10 protein-coding genes and 1 pseudogene are annotated in these 14,483 nt (G+C 68.1%); 5 read left to right on the top strand and 6 right to left on the bottom strand.

Features of this window, described 5'->3' with window-relative positions; genetic code table 11:
* Nucleotides 1–5: 5 nt before the first annotated feature.
* Genes Q8N19_RS01290 through Q8N19_RS01275 form a run of 4 tightly spaced genes read right to left on the bottom strand, consistent with a single transcriptional unit; the run spans nucleotide 6 to nucleotide 4,210 of the window.
* Nucleotides 6–824 (bottom strand): DUF4198 domain-containing protein, encoded by an 819-nt coding sequence (locus Q8N19_RS01290; protein ID WP_305587838.1) that lies wholly within the window; start codon nucleotides 822–824, stop codon nucleotides 6–8.
* A 27-nt stretch (nucleotides 825–851) separates the two neighbouring features.
* Nucleotides 852–1,367 carry a DUF2271 domain-containing protein gene (locus Q8N19_RS01285; RefSeq protein ID WP_305587837.1) on the bottom strand — a complete coding sequence of 172 codons (516 nt, stop codon included), beginning with the start codon at nucleotides 1,365–1,367 and terminating at the stop codon, nucleotides 852–854.
* A gap of 13 nt (nucleotides 1,368–1,380) precedes the next feature.
* Complete coding sequence (locus Q8N19_RS01280; protein ID WP_305587836.1) at nucleotides 1,381–2,073, bottom strand: PepSY-associated TM helix domain-containing protein; 693 nt, start codon at nucleotides 2,071–2,073, stop codon at nucleotides 1,381–1,383.
* Nucleotides 2,060–4,210, bottom strand: a complete 2,151-nt coding sequence (locus tag Q8N19_RS01275) for a TonB-dependent receptor domain-containing protein (RefSeq protein WP_305587835.1) — start codon at nucleotides 4,208–4,210, stop codon at nucleotides 2,060–2,062. The genes Q8N19_RS01280 and Q8N19_RS01275 overlap by 14 nt, the downstream gene beginning before the upstream one ends.
* A 239-nt stretch (nucleotides 4,211–4,449) precedes the next feature.
* On the opposite strand from Q8N19_RS01275, the gene Q8N19_RS01270 reads away from it, so the two are divergent.
* A complete protein-coding gene (locus Q8N19_RS01270; RefSeq protein ID WP_305587834.1) occupies nucleotides 4,450–5,769 on the top strand; it encodes a lytic murein transglycosylase in 1,320 nt (439 codons plus the stop codon).
* Between the two features lie 34 nt (nucleotides 5,770–5,803).
* On the opposite strand, the gene Q8N19_RS01265 is transcribed toward Q8N19_RS01270, so the two are convergent.
* Nucleotides 5,804–7,132, bottom strand: a complete 1,329-nt coding sequence (locus Q8N19_RS01265) for an MFS transporter (RefSeq protein ID WP_305587833.1) — start codon at nucleotides 7,130–7,132, stop codon at nucleotides 5,804–5,806.
* A 113-nt stretch (nucleotides 7,133–7,245) separates the two neighbouring features.
* Here Q8N19_RS01265 and motA point away from each other — a divergent pair.
* From motA to Q8N19_RS01245, 4 genes and pseudogenes are all read left to right on the top strand, one after another.
* Nucleotides 7,246–8,114: pseudogene (gene motA, locus Q8N19_RS01260) on the top strand (flagellar motor stator protein MotA).
* A gap of 201 nt (nucleotides 8,115–8,315) precedes the next feature.
* Nucleotides 8,316–8,588: a hypothetical protein gene (locus Q8N19_RS01255; RefSeq protein ID WP_305587832.1), complete on the top strand. Its 273-nt coding sequence runs from the start codon at nucleotides 8,316–8,318 to the stop codon at nucleotides 8,586–8,588.
* 98 nt (nucleotides 8,589–8,686) lie between these two features.
* Nucleotides 8,687–10,522: a tRNA (5-methylaminomethyl-2-thiouridine)(34)-methyltransferase MnmD gene (gene mnmD / locus Q8N19_RS01250; RefSeq protein WP_371133763.1), complete on the top strand. Its 1,836-nt coding sequence runs from the start codon at nucleotides 8,687–8,689 to the stop codon at nucleotides 10,520–10,522.
* Nucleotides 10,523–10,593: 71 nt separating this feature from the next.
* Nucleotides 10,594–10,998, top strand: a complete 405-nt coding sequence (locus Q8N19_RS01245; protein ID WP_305587830.1) for a DUF6491 family protein — start codon at nucleotides 10,594–10,596, stop codon at nucleotides 10,996–10,998.
* 105 nt (nucleotides 10,999–11,103) lie between these two features.
* Here the strand turns inward: Q8N19_RS01245 and Q8N19_RS01240 are convergent, their stop codons facing one another.
* A complete protein-coding gene (locus tag Q8N19_RS01240) occupies nucleotides 11,104–14,085 on the bottom strand; it encodes a TonB-dependent receptor domain-containing protein (RefSeq protein WP_305587829.1) in 2,982 nt (993 codons plus the stop codon).
* Between the last annotated feature and the right edge of the window lie 398 nt (nucleotides 14,086–14,483).

Genomic DNA, 14,483 nt, shown 5'->3' with positions numbered 1-14,483 from the left:
GCGCCCTATTCCGGCAGGACTTCCAGGGTGCCCACATAGACCGCCATCCGCTCGGCGCCCTCAATGGAGCTCTTGCCGCCCCGCAGTTCGGCCTCCATCCAGTACATGCCGGGCTCCGGCCAGGTGATCTCCAGCAGGCCGTCAGCGGCGGTGGTCAGGGTCATCTCGCCCGGCTCATTGCGGTAGCGCCCTCCCCCGCGGATCACCGCCACCTCGACGCCCGCAGCCGGCTCGCCGTCCAGCAGCAGCCGGAACTGGGCCGTCTCGCCAGCGAACAGGTCATTGGGGTGGGTGACCGGCGCGAGCTCCAGGCCCTGGCCGGTGGGCTTGAGCGACTCCGTGGTCGGCTCGCCAGCGGTGGCGAAGGTTTCGATGCGGCGCTGGGAGTGGGTGATCTTCACCTCGGTGGCGCCGGCGGGAATCGCGGTGGCGAGATCGGCAGGCGCCCCGCGCCAGCGCTTCTGCTCGCCGCCCAGCTTGTAGGAGGCCATGACCCCGTCGCCGACGCTGGCGATGCGGTAGGTGCCGGGCTTGGAGAGCTGCACGTCGAAGGTCGTGCGGTACTTGCCGGTGGCCGCGTTCTGGTGCGTCACGGCCGCCCCGTCGGGACCGGTGATGACCAGGCCGTCCAGGCGCATGGGCACGTGCTCGAAGATGAACAGGTCATTGGAGACCGCGGCGTCGACCGTGATCCAGGGATCGGTCCCCGACAGCACCGTCATGGACGGCAGCAGCCATTGCCGGTGGGCGTGGGCGGCCATGGGGGCGGCCAGCATGGCGGTGAGCGCCGCAGCGGCGCAGAGGGGGCGAAGCAGGGTCTTCATGGCGCGTCTCTCCGGTCTCGGATGGGTTCAGGGCTTCAGGGTCAGCGCCACGGCGCCGAGTTCGCTCGACCCCTTGGCGTGGCCAGTCGCGGGGGCCTTGGGCGGCCATTGGAAGGGGATGCGGACCATTTCCCGGCCGCCGACTTCCCGGGCGGCCTCGACCACCAGATTGTACTGACCCGCTGGCAGGGTCCCCAGCGGCGCCTTGCCGCCGACGAACTTCACCTGATGACGGCCGGGCGCTTTGGTGGCGCCGCTGATCCCATCGGCGGGCAGGTCCATGGCGCGGCCGGCCCGGCGCCACCACTGGCGCATATCCTTCAGCCAGGTCTCGCCTTCCTGGTTCTTCAGCTTGAAGTCGTACCAGACCGCGAGCGTCTTCACCGCCGTCTGGTCGGGCGTCTCCACCCAGATGGCCACATAGGGGTTGTGGTACTCGGCCACCGAGAGGCGCGGGATTTCCACCGTAAGGTTCAGCTCGGCGGCGGCGGCCGGCGAGGTCATGAGACCGGTGAGAACGGCGGCGGAAGCAAGTCGGCGCATGGGGGCGATCTCGTCAGTGGATGAAGAGCAGGGCGAGCAGCAGGGGGATGACCAGGCCTGCCCCCACGAGGGGCCAGGTGGACCGGCGGGCGTGGGCGTGGAGCTGCAGGAGGATCAGGCCGGTGACGCAGAAGACCACGCAGCCGACGGCGAAGATGTCGAGGAACCACATCCAGGCCGTTCCGGTGTTTCGGCCCTTGTGCAGGTCGTTGAGGTAGGCGACCACGCCCCGGTCGGTGCGTTCGTAGATCGCCTCGCCCACAGCGGTGTCGAGGGTCAGCCAGGCGTCGCCGCCGGGGCGCGGCAGGGCGAGATAGAGCTCGCCCGGCGACCACTCCGGCTGGGCGTCAGCCGGCACCCGCACCTTCAGCGCCTCGCCGATCCAGGCCCGTACAGGCTGGGGCAGCGGCGCCTCCTCCGCCTCGGCGGCCTGAACCAGGGGAAGCAGGTCAGCGGGCAGGTCAGCTGTTCGCTCGGTCACCCGCGGCGTGGCCGGGATCGACCCGGCATGGTTCAGGGTGATGCCGGTGATCGCAAACAGCAGCATGCCGATCAGGCAGATGGCCGCACTGATCCAATGCCAGCGCAGAATCTGGCGCAGGAAGCCTGCGCGCCGCTGCGCCTTGCGCTTGGCGAGCGCCCGGGCCTGGGCGGCCTCAGCCCCGGCAGGCGCCGTCCCGAGGCTGACCTGCTCAGAAGTCGACATTCACCGACACCCAGAGCCGACGGGGCTCCTGCTGGATGGCGTATTCCCCGGCATAGGCCGTGGTCGCGCCGCTGGCATAGGGCAGGTAGTCCAGGAAGTCCTGGTCAAACAGATTGTAGATGGTGGCATTGATCCGGACCTTGTCGGCCACCTGATAGCTACCCCCCAGGTGGAAGAGGGCGTAGCCCTTGTAGTCCCCCAAAGCGGTCTGGGCGGCGCCCGCGCCGCGGTAGCGGTCGGAGCGCACCTCGCTCCGGACCCAGGCGTTCAGCTTGTCGGTGGCCCGCCAGCGAACCGAGCCGTTCAGCATGTGCTCGGGCGTATTGACCAGGGGCTGGCCGGCGGCTGGGCCACTCTTCTGCTCGCTGTCGGTGTAGGTGTAGTTGGCTGAAACGGTCCAGGCCTCGTTCAGGGCGTAGCGGCCGGCCGCCTCGACGCCGCGGGTCACCGCCTCGTCGATGTTCACCGTCTGGCCATAGAGATCGACCCGCGGGAAGCTCCCATAGTTCACGCAGCCGGGGCGATTGGGGCTGCCGGCGAACGAACAGTTGGGCAGGCCGGGACCCGAGGCGATCTTGTCTTCGAACTCGCTGTTGAACACCGTCAGATTGGCGCTGAAGCCGGCGCCATTGTCGAAATAGACGCCGATTTCGGCCGTAGTGCTGGTTTCCGGCTGCAGGGTCGGGGTTCCGATGGTCGGAACCGTACCCTGGGCGGTGAAGCCGGTGATGCCCGAGGCGATCTGGTCAAGGCGGGGGGTCTTGAACCCCCGGCTCACCCCGCCCTTCACGGTCCAGGCCTCGCTGGCCGTCCAGACGAGATAGGCCCTCGGGCTGGTCTGTCCGCCGAACTTGGAGTGGTCGTCGTGCCGGACGCCGACCGTGAGGGCCAGATTGTCCGCAAGCCGCCATTCGTCCTCGGCGAACACCGCCCACTGAGTGTGCTCATAGGTGTCGACGGCCACGCCATCGACCATCTCGGCCTCCCACCACTGACCACCGACCGTGAAGGCGTGACGGCCAATCTCGGTGGCGAGACGCGTGTTGAAGATCGTATTGGTCGCTTCCAGGGTGCGGGGATCGCCAGCGGTCTTGCCAGGCGTGCCAGGCGGAATGGTGCGGCCGATGGTGGTGGTGGTGTTGCGCACCAGGTCCGAGGTGATCAGGCCAATGGGCGAACGCCAGTCGTGGGCCAAGCCGTACTGCTCGCGTTCGAAGCGCAGCTCCGGGCCATAGCCGCCCTGGACCGTCCCGGTGCCCAGCTGGCTCTCGGCATTGTCATAGGTCTGCTCGGCCACATCGATGTCGAGCCAGAGGTCGTGTTCGGCCGCCGGGGCGAAGCTCAGCCGTCCGCCGATGGTCCAGACATCGGCCTCGACGGGGCTTGGCCCCCGCTTGGAGATTTCGACGGGCTGACCGATGGCGTTCACAAAGGACAGGTCGGAGGCCTCGCGCTTGAAGACGCTGCCGCGCAGGGCGAGTCCCAGGACATCAGCGACGATCGGGCCGTCCACATAGGCCTCCGCGCCGTAGGTGGCGCCGAACTGGTCGTCGCTCTGCAGGGTTCCCTGGACCGTGGTGGCCGCCCGCCAGCGATCGCCGATGCGCCGGGTGATGATGTTGACCACGCCGCCCATGGCGTCGGAGCCATGGAGGGTCGACATCGGGCCGCGCACCACCTCGATCCGCTCGATGGCCGAGGTGGGCGGCATGAAGCTGGTGGAGGTTTCGCCAAAGCCGTTGGGGGTGACATTGCCCGCCGCGTTCTGACGGCGGCCATCGACCAGAACCAGGGTGTAGTCGCTGGGCATGCCGCGGATGGAAATGTTCAGACCGCCGGTCTTGCCGACGCCGTCGCCCACATCGACGCCCTCCACGTCCGCCAGGGCCTCGGCGAGGCTGGAAAAGCGCTTGGTCTGCAGCGCCTCACGGGAAATCACGCTGATCGAGGCCGGGGCATCGACAATCTTGCGCTCGAAGGCCGAGGCGGTGACCACCAGCTGATCGACGTCCACCACATCGCTGGCCTGATCGGCGGCGCTGGGGGTCTGAGCGCTGGCCGCAGCAGCGGCGCCCAAGGTCAGACCCAGGGCGGTGGCGAAGAGACGACGGCGCGCGGCGCGCTGGAAACCGGACATGGAAGAAACCCCGAACTTGAGATTGGGTCGCAGTAACAAGGCCGAGAACGCCCCGCAACACAATTGCGACTAATTCTTATTCGGAGATTCGCGTTCTTTTTCGGTCTTCCGGAACTCCCGGCCCCGGCGGGCATTCTTCCTGCGCCGGTCAGGTCGTGATCCCCCCCACCGACCTGGCTGCAGCACCTTAAAGCCCCGGGCCCCTCAAGGTCCGGGGCTTTTCATTCGGCCCCCGCCTCATGGCGATTGAGGCCCGCAGCCAGGACCCCTATGGTTCGATGATGGATCGACGCTCCTTCCTCGTACTCGTCGTGGCCGGCTGCGCCGACCCGGCGACGGGCCTGACGCCGCAGCTGGCCCTGGGTCCGGCTGCGCCGACCCCTCACAACCCCGAGCCGGTGATCCCCCTGGCGCCCTCGGGAAGCCCGACCTTCGACGCCTGGCTGCGGAGCTTCTACATCAAGGCCGTCCGGGCAGGCCTGCCGTCGGACCTGCTCGATCGGGAGCTGGCCGGCCTTACCCCCAATGACCGCATCTCGGCGCTGGATTCTCGCCAGCCTGAGTTTTCCCGCCCGGTCAGCGACTACATCCGTGGCGTGGTCACCGATGATCGCATCGCCATCGGCCGCCGGCGTCGGGACGCCCTGCCCGCGCTCAGCCAGATCGAGGCCCGGCACGGGGTTCCGCAGAACATCCTGGTGGCGATCTGGGGCCTGGAATCCGGCTTCGGCGCCATTTTGGGCGACTTCGATGTGATCCGCGCCATGGCGACCCTGGCGGCCGATGGCCGGCGGCGGGAGTTCGCCGAGGACCAGCTGATGGCGGCGCTGAAGATCATCGGCTCGGGGGAATTTCCCCGCTCACGCCTGGTGGGCTCCTGGGCCGGCGCCATGGGCCAGACCCAGTTCATTCCGACCACCTTCCTGGCCACCGCCATCGACGGCGACGGCGACGGCCGCCGCGACCTCTGGAACTCGGCGCCGGACGCTCTGGCGTCCGCCGCCAACCTGCTGGCCAAGGCCGGTTGGCGGCGCGGGGAGAGCTGGCACCGGGAGGTGATCGCGCCCGGGGGCTTCGACTACGCCCTGACCGAAGGGCCGCGGGAGATCCCCGCCTGGTGGGCCGAGCGGGGAATCCGCACCGCCGATGGGCGCCCGTTCTCAGCGGCCGACCAGCAGGCGCCGGCCGAGCTGATCGCCCCGTCGGGGGCCGGGGGGCCGCTGTTCCTGGCCTTCCACAACCATTTCATGATCCGCCGCTACAACAACTCCACCGCCTATGCGCTCGGCGTCGGCCTGCTGGCGCAGCGCCTGGGCGGCGAGGGACAGTTGGTGCGTGACTGGCCGCAGGAAACCCCGCTGGCCCTCACCGACCGTAGCGACGCCCAGCGCGCCCTGGCCGTTCTGGGCTTCGATCCCGGGGCGCCGGACGGCATTGTCGGGACCAACACCCGCAAGGCCCTGCGGGCCTATCAGGCCAGTCGCGGCCTGGTGGCCGACGGCTATCTGTCTCTGGAGATGGTGCGGCGCCTGCGCGCCGAGGCCGCGGGCCAGCCCTGATCCGGCGCTAAGCTCAACGACTTGAGCGCGTTCCCTACTGGCCGGACTCGTCGCGCCGATCCAGCGTGGCCATGGCCGCATCGGCGCGGGTCGCCGGCTGGGGATCGGCGTTGCGCAGCTGCGGATTGCGGAAGGCGTAGTAGAGCAGGCCCACCATAATGGCGGCGTTCAGCGCAAAGGGCGCCCAGGCGATCAGCTGATAGAGCCAGACGAAGAACGGGGCCAGCACCACATTGACGCCGTTCACCGCGGCGATGGCGCCAGCGACCCGCGCCTGTTCGCCCATGTTCACCGCCAGGGACGACCCCGCCGTAAAGCCCGGGCGGGCGAAGCCAAAGCCCAGGCTGGCGATGGCGTAGCCCATGACCACCGCCCAGTAGTTGGGCGAAAGCGCCACGATCACATTGCCCACCGCCGCCACGGCGACCCCCCAGCGCAAGAGCTGGCGCGGGGTCATCTCGAACATGCGGATAATGCCCCACTGGGCCAGCAGGCCGGCCATGGCGCCGAACATCATGGCGATCGCGATGAAGCCCTGAGCGGCGGCCGGCGAGAGGGCCAGCTTGTCGATGATCAGAAAGCCGAGGGTCTGGCCCTGGGCGGTCTGGCAGGCGGCGACCAGGAAGCCATAGATCAGGAAGGGCGTGATGCGAGGGTCCCGCCACATGGGCGTTTCCTTGACCCCGGGATTGGCCTTGCGGACCTCGGCCTCAGCGTCGGTGCGCGCCCGGGTCTCGCCAGCGAAGGGGCTCTCCGGCAGGTAGCGGTAGACCACGATCAGCATGATCGCGGCGATCAGGGCGAAACCGAACAGGGGACCAGAGAGCCCCAGGAACGGCAGGATCAGCAGGGGCGCCAGGAACGGACCGATGACGGTGCCCAGGCCAAAGGCGCCGGCCAGGCTGGACATGGCCTGGGTCCGCTTCTCCGGCGCGGTATGCTCGGCCACATAGGCCTGTGTGGCCGGGTTGGAGGCTGCGCCGAACAGGCCGAACAGCGCCCGGGCGAACAGGAAGAAGACGAAGATCACCATGGGCGTCGCCCAATGGCGGAGACCCGCATTCACCACGAGGCCGCAGCAGACCATCGACACCATGAAACCGGTCAGGCCGACCAGCATCAGGGGCTTGCGCCCGTAGCGGTCCGACGCCCGCGCCCAGAAGGGCGAGGAAAAGGCCCACAGCAGCGCTGACAGCGAGAAGACCGCCGCCACCAGGGGGTCGGGGATGCCGATGGAGCGGCCGATCGCCGGCAGCACCGAGATCAGCCCCGTATTGCCCATCGCCGTCGCCAGGGACACGCCGAAGATGATCGCAAACGACCGCTTCGGCAGCACGACGGGCATGGGGGACGAGACTGACATCTGATCGCTGTTAATCCGGCCGGGCCACGCAGGCAAATTCCGTTTGCCGCTCACCGGCCATTAAACATTAACCCCGATGCTCCGGCAGGATTCGTCGGGGACCGTTCACCACCATGTTTCAGATCATCGGCCTGGTTCTGCTGTTCGCCATGGTGTTCGGCAGCTACATCCTCGCGGGCGGGAAAATGGGGATCATCCTGTATTCCCTGCCTTATGAGCTGATGGCGATCCTCGGCGCTGCAGTCGCCGCCTTCCTGATCGCCAACTCCATGGGGGTGATCAAGGCGGTGATGGGGGGCTTCGCCAAGGCCTTTGCAGGTCCGAAGTGGAAGGCGTCCGACTATCGCGACCTCTTGTCCCTGCTTTTCCTGCTGACCAAGACCATGAAGTCCAAGGGCGTCATCGCCCTGGAAAGTCACATTGAAAACCCGAGTGAGAGCACGATCTTCTCCCGCTACCCGAAGATCACCAAGGACCACTTCGCCGTGGACTTCATCTGCGACACCTTGCGGATGATGACTATGAACCTGGAGGACCCCCACCAGGTCGAGGACGCCATGGAGAAGCAGCTCGAAAAGCACCACCATGAGGCGCTCGCCCCGGCCGGCGCCCTGCAAACCATGGCCGATGGCTTGCCGGCCCTGGGGATCGTGGCCGCCGTGCTTGGGGTCATCAAGACGATGGGCTCGATCACCGAGCCGCCGGAGGTTCTGGGCGGGATGATCGGCGGCGCCCTGGTGGCACTTTCCTGGGCGTGTTCCTCGCCTATGGCATGGTGGGACCGATTGCGTCACGCCTCACCGCGGTCGTCGAGGAGGAGGGCTCCTTCTACAGGATCATTCAGGCGGTGCTCGTCGCCCACCTGCACGGCAACGCCGCCCAGATCTCGGTGGAAATCGGCCGCGGAAATGTGCCGTCCGCCGCCCAGCCGAGCTTCCTGGAGCTGGAAGAAGCCCTCTCGGCCATCCCCGCCGAGGCCTGATACCGGGGCCTGGCCCCTGAAAAACCAAGGCCCGCAGCCTGTGGGTAAAAAAGTGATCACGGCGGCGTGATTTGGCGCTTGCTCCCGAGGCGAACACCGGCATATTCCTGCACTGCGCAGCGATGCTGAAGCTTTTAGCCCCCGGGCCGATTGCGGCAGCCGCGCCAGGCGCAATCAACTCCATTCCAGGGGACCAGGGACATGACCTCCGAAATTCTTCGCAAGCTGCTCGTTGCCGGCGCCGCCGTCGCCGCTCTCTCCGTCGCCGCCTGCGGCCAGCCCGCTGAAACCGCCGACGAAGCCGCCGCGGAAGCCACCACCGAAGCCGCGACCGCCGAAGCCGCCGCCGACACGGCCGTTGACGCCGCCGCGACCGCCGACGCCGCTGCCGACGCCGCTGGTGAAGCTGCTGCCGACGCCATGGCCCCGGCCGCTGACGCCGCTGCCGCCCCGGCTGAAGCCCCGGCTCAATAAGCCATTCGCGAACGCCTCGGCGTTTTCGATGAAGGGCCGCCCTCCGGGGCGGCCCTTTTGCTTTGCGCCCTGTTGCCAGGGCCGCACCCGGCGCGCCAATGGTTCTGATGACCCCGCCGCCTGTCCCCTCGCCGACTGAGCCCTCCGCCTCGCCCCTGGTCCTCGACGCCGAGGGCCAGCCACGCTCGCGGCTCTATGGCGACATCTACTTCTCCACGCAGGACGGCCTCGCCGAATCGCGGGCTGTCTTCCTGCAGGGCTGTGGCCTGCCCGACCGCTGGGCGGGGCGGACCCGCTTCACCGTGGGCGAACTGGGATTCGGCACCGGCCTCAACATCCTGGCCCTGCTGGACCTCTGGCGACAGACGCGCCCGCCCGGCGGTCGGCTGCACATTTTCAGCATCGAAGCCCACCCTTTGAGCGCCGAGGCCGCCGCCGCGGTCCTGCGCGCCTGGCCCGAACTGGCCGATCTCACAGACCTGCTGCTCCCCCGATGGCCGGGGCAGGCCAAGGGCTTTCACCGGGTCGATCTGCCGGAGCTGGGGGCCACCCTCGACCTGGCGGTCATGGAGGTCGGGGCCGCCCTGAGCGCCTGGACCGGACAGGCCGACGCCTGGTTCCTCGACGGCTTCTCCCCGGCCCTCAATCCACAGATGTGGCGAGAGGAGGTGTTGGCGCTTGTGGCCGCCCGCACGGCGCCTGGAGGGCGACTGGCCACCTTCACCGTCGCCGGCGCGGTGCGGCGGGGTCTTGAAGGCCAAGGCCTGGTCGTCGCCAAGCGCCCGGGCCACGGCCGCAAGCGCGAACGGCTGGAGGCGTGGCGAGAAGACGCCCCCGTGGCGGCGACGCCCGCCCCACGGGTGGCGATCATCGGCGCCGGGATCGCCGGGGCGGCCATGGCGCGCGCCCTGCGGCTTGGCGGCGCCCAGGTCGAGGTCTTCGATCCTGGGGGGCCAGGACATGGGGCGTCCGGCAACCCGGCGGCCCTGGTCACCCCGCGCTTGGACGCCGGCCTGGGTCCTCTGGCTGGCCTGTTCGCCCAGGCTCTGACCCGGGCGCGGGATCTCTATTCGGAGGTTCCGGGCGCGGTCCTCGAGCGGGGGGTGATGCAACTGGCCCGCCAGCCCAAAGACCCCAGCCGGTTCGCCGCCATCGCGACCTCCGACCTCTTTGATCGCGGTACGCTCCAGCTTGCGGCGCGCGCCGAGGTCCGGCTTTGGACGGGGGAGGCGCAGGTCGATGGACTGGCGCAGCACGGCGCGCTGGTGGTCCGCCCGCAGGCGATTCTGTTGGCCTGGCTCGGAAAAACACGCCAGGAGGCCGCCGTGACGGTCTCGCCCTCCGAGGGGGGCTGGATCCTGGGCGGGGCCGATGACGAGATCCTGTGGCGAGGGGACGCGGTGGTGGTGTGCGCCGGTCCTGTAACCTCGCGTCTGGTCGCGGGCGCCCAGTTGCAGCCCGTGAGGGGCCAGATCTCTATTGCGCCTGGGGTCACGGCGCGGGCGGCGGCCTGGGGCGGCTATGTGGCCCAAGCGCCTGAGGGCCTGGTGTTCGGCGCCACCCATGATCGGGATGACAGCGCGATCGATCTCCGATCATCTGACCACGGAAGAAACCTGGCGACCCTCGCCGAGGCCCTGCCTGGGCTCGCCCGGCAGGCCGGCGGCGCGCGCCTTTCGGGTCGCGCCTCGGTACGCGCCGTGACGCCCGACCGTCTGCCCTTGGCCGGCCTGGCCGCGCCTGGGACGGCGGGGTTCTACCTGCTGTCGGGTCTGGGTTCGCGGGGCTTCTGCCTGGCGCCCCTGTTGGCGGAACATGTGGCGGCCAGGATCCTGGGCGCGCCCTCCCCCTTGCCGGCCGACATCGCCGAACTGATCGACCCTGACCGGTTTCGCAAACGGGCGCTGCGGCGCGGTGGTCGCCCGCCCGATTGAAACCATCTTCCGGCCCTAGGATTGTGGCTTGGCATAAGGCCGGCCCATGAGCCGGACCACAGGAGGCCCTGATGCGCAGCCGAGTCCTCGCCCTCACACTCTCCGCCCTGACCGTGACCGCCTGCGCCCCGACCGCCGCGCCTGGCGATCTGGCGGCGTCTGGCCAGACGGGTCAGGCAAGGGAGTGCTTCTTCACCCGCAATGTCAGCGGCTTCAGCGCGCCGGACGACGAGACCCTGTATCTGCGCGTCGGCGTGCGCGACGTCTACCAGATGCAGATGTTCTCCCCCTGCCCCGACATGGACTGGGCCCAGCGGCTGGCGGTGGTCTCCCGGTCCGGCTCCAGCGTCTGCCGCGGCATGGATGCGACCATCATCTCGCCAGGCCCCCTAGGCGAGCAGCGCTGCATGGTGCGCGCCGTCCGCAAGCTGACGCCCGCTGAGGTCGAAGCCCTGCCCCGGGGCAGCCGGCCGTGAGGGCGCCCCAGACCCTCTGACCAAAGAAAATCGGCGCCGCCCGGGGGCGACGCCGATGAGAGGTGCGAACCCGGCGGACAAGCCGCCGGGCTGCATGTCTGCGCCTTAGAAGCGCTGCTTGACGCCGATCTTGAAGGTCCGGCCGAGCGGGTTCCCGTTGGTGTAGTCGTAGTTGTACATCGACTGCACGAAGGGAGGATCGGTATCCAGGATGTTCTGGATGCCGGCGTTGATGGTGGTGTTCCAGGGCAGTTCGATCTGACCCGTCAGGTCGTGCTGCCAGAAGTCGTCGCTCTTGCCCACATTGATGAAGGTGGCCGAGGCGCGATCGTAACGGCAGGCGGCGCTGGCGCCGCTGGCCGGGCAGGGGGCGCCGATGATCTCGGTGCCTTCACGATACTGGACCTGGTAACGAACGTTCCAGGTTCCGCCATTGACGTTGACGAAGCCGGTCGCCCGCAGACGGGGGTAGGAATAGAATTCCCCGGTCAGCTCGTGGCGGCCGACCCGGTCCTGAGCCCGCTGAATGACCACATTGTCGGCCCCGAACAGGGTGAAGTCGCTGCGGTCATAGGTCAGCAGATAGGTGCCGTCGACACCCATGGAGACGCGGGCGTCAACCATGTCGGTGCCGAAGAAGTCGTCGAAGTCGTACTGCGCCTTGAAGTCGAGGCCCGAGGTCTTGGTCGAGGGACCGTTGACCACGAAGCGGCTGACATTGATCACGTTCGCCGGCGAGCAGGCGCCGTCGAAGATGAAGCGCGCGACGATGGCGGCGTTCGAGCAGTTCAGGGAGTCATAGATGGCCTGGGTGGGTTCCAGAACCAGCTCGTCCTCGAAGTCGAACTTGAAGTAGTCGACGGACGCCTTGAAGGCGCCGGTGTTGAGCAGCACGCCGAAGTTATAGGTCTTGGCGGTTTCCGGTTGCAGGCCCGGATTATTGTTGGTCACCACCGCGCGATAGCTGCCGCCGATGTTGGACACGCCCTTGCTGCTGCCCGGCGAGATCTGGGTCTGGCCAGGGGCGCGGAAGGTGGTGCCCGCCGAACCGCGGAAGGCGAGCCAGTCGGTGGCCTGCCAGCGGGCGGAGATCTTCGGGTTGGTGGTGGAGCCCACCTGGCCGCCGAACTCCTCGTGGCGGATCGCGGCGCTGACTTCGAAGTCGTCGGTGAAGGGCAGACGGACTTCGGCGAACAGGGCCTCGACGTCCCGGTCGACATCATAGTCTTCCTGGGCGCCGAAGAAGACGAACGGACCGACCGGGTCAGAGCAGATCGGCAGACCGTCATCGATGGAGTCGACGCAAGGGGTGGCCCGGACGTCGCCCAGGTTTTCCCAGTCATCCCGCGAACGGCTGTAGCGATACTGGCCGCCGGCCGCCCAGGCGATGTTGCCGCCGCCCAGCTCGATGCCGGTCTCACCGTTGAACACCAGGTCAGCCACCAGGATGTTGTTGGTGCCGACGTTGGTGTAGGTGCCGTAGAGCCACTCCACCAGGGCCGGATTGTTCCGAACCGCCGGATTGGCGCCGCCGCGATAGTAGGGGTTGGCCGCGCCGTTCACCGCGCTGGTGGCGATGCTGTTGGTGAAGGGGTTGAAGTACTGGCAGGGGCCGACGCCGGGGACGCCCGTGGCCGGGTTACAACCGGGACCGCCGAGACCATTGAGCGCATGCTGGATGCGGTTCACCAGCAGGTCGTTGGTCACGATGACGGATTCGGTCTCCATGTAGGTCAGAGCCGCATCCCAGCCGATGCCGTTCTCGAACTCACCCTTGAAGCCGCCGGAGACCCGGAAAGAGCTGTTCTGGATGTCCTGGTAGTCGGCGCCGTCGGGATTGGTCGGGTGACCGGCGTGGGCGATGGCGCGCCAGAAGGCCTTGGCCATCGTCACGCCGCCAGCCATGCCGGCGCACTGGGCGGCGGAGAGCGGGGCCGCGCACTGGGTGCGCAGGTCGATCAGACCCGGATGGGTGGCCGGCACGAAGTACGGAACCTGGCCGTTGAAGCCGGGGACCGCCGTCGAGCCCGAGGTGCCGCCCGCCGTCCGCGGGGTCGGGAACTGGGTGGTGAGGTTGGCCGGCGACAGGCGCTGGTTCGGCACATCGCTGCGCTTCCAGGCCACTTCCCCGTGGAAGGTGATGGTGTCGGTGACGTCGAAGTTCAGCTCGCCGTAGAGCTGGTAGTGATCTTCCTCGTTCACCAGATCGTTGAAGGCCGAGAACTGGAAGCGGCAGACGCTGCCGGTGGCGGTGTTGCTGGTGGGCACCACGCCCGCGGTCAGCTGGCCGCCAAGTTCATTACAGCCGTTGTCCCGGAAGAAGGTCGTGCCGCCAGGCGTGCCGTAATAGCCGGGGTTCGAGGAGCCCGACCAGCCGCCGTAGTAAACGGCGTCCATGGGCGTGCGGGCCCAGTCACGCTCGTTGATGTCCAGGCGCGAGCGGTGGCGGTAGCCGGCGGTCAGCAGGACATTGCCGCGGTCGAACAGGCTGCCCCAGGCGACATCGAGGGTGTAGTCGCCGTCGGAGCCATCCACGAACAGGTAGTCGGCGTCGATTTCGAAGCCGTTCAGGTCCTTGCGGGTGATGAAGTTCACAACGCCGCCGACGGCGTCGGAGCCGTAGGTGGCGGCCGCGCCGTCCTTCAGGATTTCCACCCGGCCGGTCGCGGCCGTGGGGATGAAGCCAAGGTCCTGACCACCGCCCTGGAAGGCGGCCTGGGTGGAGTCGGCCAGACGACGGCCGTTCATCAGGACCAGGGTCCGCGAGGCGCCGAGGCCGCGCAGGTTGATGGTCGCGGTGCCCGCGCCGCCGTTATAGCGGTTGCTTTCGCCGAGCGCGGATTGCGAGGCGCTGATGGTCTTGACCAGCTGGACGATGCTGGGCGAGCCCTGGCGCTCCAGTTCCGCCGCGCCGAGGACGTCCACCGGCAGGGCGGCGTCTTCCGGCGTGCCGGCGATGAATGAGCCGGTGACGACGACTTCCTCGACCACCGTCGGCTGAGCCTGGGCCGCGGCCGAACCGGCGGCTCCCATGGCCAGGGCGACAGCCATGACCGAGCCGCCGCAGAAATAGGTACGTTTCAACATTGGTTTCCTTCCCCCTCTTGGCGCCGATCCCCTTATGGCGTGGGGATTTTGACCCGTGAGCAAAAACGATCATCCGGCACCTTTTGCAAAAGCGCCAGAATTTTTTCAACGGGGAGACATATCCAGACTATTTGACCGTCATGCAAGTTTCTGTAGCGAAACCCTTACGGCTTAAGGGGTTGCGAGCGTACCCCGCCTTCTACAACCTTTGATGTAACCCCTTCCGACGTTACATTCGGGGGGCCCAGCGCGCCCGGCTTCCCTAAGGGCGCCCATTGAAGCGGGGCGTAACGCAGGCGATAGCGCCCCCTTTTTGACAATACCGTATTTTCTATAGCGACTCGGCGGGGGCTGGCGTCGCGCCAGGCCACGCCGCGCTTCACCGCCACGAATCAGGC

It is taken from the genome of Phenylobacterium sp., from assembly GCF_030693405.1.
In the GTDB taxonomy this organism is placed as follows: domain Bacteria; phylum Pseudomonadota; class Alphaproteobacteria; order Caulobacterales; family Caulobacteraceae; genus Phenylobacterium.
This window is presented reverse-complemented; position numbering and strand designations above follow the sequence as displayed.

Coding starts and splice junctions, on each gene's coding strand:
- Q8N19_RS01290 (WP_305587838.1), bottom strand. CDS start 824: ATGAAGACCCTGCTTCGCCCCCTCTGCGCCGCTGCGGCGCTCACCGCC.
- Q8N19_RS01285 (WP_305587837.1), bottom strand. CDS start 1,367: ATGCGCCGACTTGCTTCCGCCGCCGTTCTCACCGGTCTCATGACCTCG.
- Q8N19_RS01280 (WP_305587836.1), bottom strand. CDS start 2,073: ATGTCGACTTCTGAGCAGGTCAGCCTCGGGACGGCGCCTGCCGGGGCT.
- Q8N19_RS01275 (WP_305587835.1), bottom strand. CDS start 4,210: ATGTCCGGTTTCCAGCGCGCCGCGCGCCGTCGTCTCTTCGCCACCGCC.
- Q8N19_RS01270 (WP_305587834.1), top strand. CDS start 4,450: ATGGCGATTGAGGCCCGCAGCCAGGACCCCTATGGTTCGATGATGGAT.
- Q8N19_RS01265 (WP_305587833.1), bottom strand. CDS start 7,132: ATGTCAGTCTCGTCCCCCATGCCCGTCGTGCTGCCGAAGCGGTCGTTT.
- Q8N19_RS01255 (WP_305587832.1), top strand. CDS start 8,316: ATGACCTCCGAAATTCTTCGCAAGCTGCTCGTTGCCGGCGCCGCCGTC.
- mnmD (WP_371133763.1), top strand. CDS start 8,687: ATGGTTCTGATGACCCCGCCGCCTGTCCCCTCGCCGACTGAGCCCTCC.
- Q8N19_RS01245 (WP_305587830.1), top strand. CDS start 10,594: ATGCGCAGCCGAGTCCTCGCCCTCACACTCTCCGCCCTGACCGTGACC.
- Q8N19_RS01240 (WP_305587829.1), bottom strand. CDS start 14,085: ATGTTGAAACGTACCTATTTCTGCGGCGGCTCGGTCATGGCTGTCGCC.